Origin of the sequence: Catenulispora pinistramenti (assembly GCF_018274385.1) — a bacterium.
GTDB lineage: Bacteria > Actinomycetota > Actinomycetes > Streptomycetales > Catenulisporaceae > Catenulispora > Catenulispora pinistramenti.
Genome location: NZ_JAAFYZ010000435.1, coordinates 1 through 2875 on the forward strand (window position 1 = coordinate 1; position 2875 = coordinate 2875).

The 2875-nt window shown below is 66.4% G+C and carries 1 protein-coding gene; it reads right to left on the reverse strand.

Features of this window, described 5'->3' with window-relative positions:
• Positions 1–15: 15 nt before the first annotated feature.
• Positions 16–1482, reverse strand: a complete 1467-nt coding sequence (locus tag KGQ19_RS48215) for an APC family permease (protein ID WP_368862272.1) — start codon at positions 1480–1482, stop codon at positions 16–18.
• Positions 1483–2875 lie beyond the last annotated feature (1393 nt).

A 2875-nucleotide genomic window follows, 5' to 3' on the forward strand; every position in this document is an offset into this window, starting at 1 on the left:
CCCCAGCTGTGCCCCCTACTCCGCGTCGGCGACGATCGATCCGACGCGTTCCCCGAGCCCCGGATCCCGGCGGACCAGGACGACCGCGTAGACGAGCGCCACCGCCAGCACCCCGACCGCCAGATACGGGAACCAGTCATACGGCGTCGGCTGCCCCGGCTTGGCCAGGTAGTACAGCGGCACGATGATGGCCGCGGCCCCGACCAGCGGCAGCACGGCGTGCCGCAGCACCCTGAATTCAGCACTCTGGTACTTGCGGTAGTAGAACGGCAGCGCGAGGTTCGAGGCCAGATACACCAGCAGGATCAAGATGGTGCCCATCGTGGAGGCCTCGGCGAAGTAGTTCACCGGGTCCATCGACCCCTTGCCGCCGATGATGTGCAGCAGACCCCAGCCGCCGATGATCAGCGTGCCCGCCGAGACGAAGACCATGATCGCGTTGAGCGGCGTGCGGCGCGTCGGGTGCACCCGGCCGAGGAAGGCCGGCAGCAGCCGCTCGCGGCCGGCGTTGAACAGCAGCCGGGTCTGCGAGTTGGTGCCGGCGATCAGCGACCCGAGCGTCGAGGTCAGTCCGGCGAGGTAGGCGAAGAAGGCCAGCACCCCGAGGGTGCCGTGGGCGACGTCGATGAACGGCACGGCCGCGGCGCCGGCCTTGTCCGCGTCGTAGCCGAACCCGGTGACCGTGGCATAGGCGAACAGCACATAGCCCACCGACATCATCCCGATCGAGAAGAAAACGGCCCGGCCGACGTTGCGGCGTGGATTGTCGGTCTCCTCGGCCAGCGCCGCGGAGTTCTCCCAACCGACGAACATGTAGATCGCGAGCGGGAAGCCCTGGGCGAGCCCGGACATGCCGCCCTTGACATGACTGGGCTCGAAGGGCTTGAGCGACAGATGCGCACCGTGCTTGGCGATGACCCACACCGACACCACGACCAGCACCAACATCTCGACCGCGAAGAAGTACCCGGCGAGCTTGGTGGACACCCCGACCCCCCGGATCATCAGCACCACCGCCAGCCCGGTGAGGATGAGCGTGAACAGGATCCACGGCACGTTCCAGCCGAAGTAGTAGTTCAGCGTCATCTCCAGGAACCCGCCGGAGATGGCGATCACCGAGGAGATGGCGATGATGTACCCGGCGGTGATCAGCAACGCGGTGGTCACCGCACTGGTCGGCCCGAACGTCTTACCGACGAACGTGATGAACCCCCCGGCCGACGGATGCGCCCGCGAGAACTGGGCCAGCGTGTTCCCCAACAGGGCCACAGTGATCCCGGCCACGATGATGGTCAGCGGCGAAGCCACCCCGGCCGTCGCGGCCAGCAACCCGAACCCGAAGTAGAAGCTCATCGCCGGCCCGATATTGGCCATCGTGGAACTGGCGATGTCGAGCAGCCCCAACGAACCGCCGCGCAACCGGTGACCACCCGGCTCCGACTCGGCGGCCGACGGCGCGGGCACGGTGGACGGGGGATCCATAGTGGACATGGGCTGCTCCTCGACGCTGAGAGCTGGGGCTGCGAGCTGGGCGGATCAGGGTGGATCAGGGCTGGGCCGCGGTCTTGCCGAGAAAATAGCTCACAGGGAACAGATAAACAAGGGGTAATGGGTCGCGGTGAGCAAATATTTCGGCGCCGGTGATCGGGCTGGTCAGCTTGATCTCATCGCAAGAGCCTGCGATCACAGCGCTTGGCTGCTGTCGCTGCTGCTGCCGCCGACTGGCTGCTGCCGACTGGCTGCTGGCTGCTGGCTGCTGGCTGCTCTAGTGCTGTATCAGGCAACGTTTGCCCGGAAGTTTTCGCGTTGTGGTTCGCGACGTGCCGGTCAGCGGGCGGGATCCGTTGGCGGGTGGAGTTTGCCGGGGCTGGGGTCCGTGGGACGGGTTGCGGTTGGGCTGTGGGCTTAAAATGCATTTTACGGCCTTCGGTTATAGTTGTGCCGGTTCGGGGTTCGGGGTGGTGGGTGTGTTTGTCGGCTGCCGGTTCCCGCGTTCACAACCCCGCCCCACCTCAGGCCTCTTCAACTCCAGCAAGTCAGAGCAAGGGCAAGATCAACGGCACAAGCAAGATCAACAGCTAAGGTCAAGGTCAAACCCATGGTGAAGAGCCGGGCCTCCGGCGGGCCTCGGCAACCTCAGGGAAACTAGCGCGGTTCCCTAGGGTGGCCGATCTAGTCTCAGCGGCGGCGGTTTGTGAGGTGGTTGCGGTCCGTTCCCCTCGGTCGCGTCGTCAGCCCGGGGGGTACAGCACCGGTGTCCGGGGGTAAAGTCCGCGCGCGGCGGTTGGCGGTCTGAGCTGCGGTTTCGTACGGCGCGAACTTGACCCCCGGCCACCGGCACTGTAGGCGAAGCCCTGCCGACGCGACCGAGGGGAACGAACCGAAAACCAGCCGGAGAAATACAAAACAGGGGGTGCGGGTACCGGCGGCCCGGCGAATACGGCCGCCGGTCAAGGTGCTGGCCAACGCGCCAGTGCCGGTGTGCACAGCCCTGGTTGGCGGGCGCCGGATCGACCCGACTATCAAGATGGCCACCGGCGGATAGCGGATTGACCTGACCGCCAACGCCGATGCTGCGGACGGCAAGGCCTGCCGGGATATCAGCAACTGGCGATTGGTTGTTGTGGGCGCAGTGTCCCGCACCGCACCCGGGCATGCTCTCGACCAACTGACCACCGGCCCGCCGCCACACCCTCACCGGCAGCCGCATCACCGACCCGCATTGTCGTTCCCTGCGATTGCCATTCTTCCGGCTGGTTTTCGGTTCGTTCCCCTCGGTCGCGTCGGCAGGGCTTCGCCTACAGTGCCGGTGGCCGGGGGTCAAGTTCGCGCTGCACGAAACCGCCGCCTACCTGCATGTCCGCCGCGCGCGGAC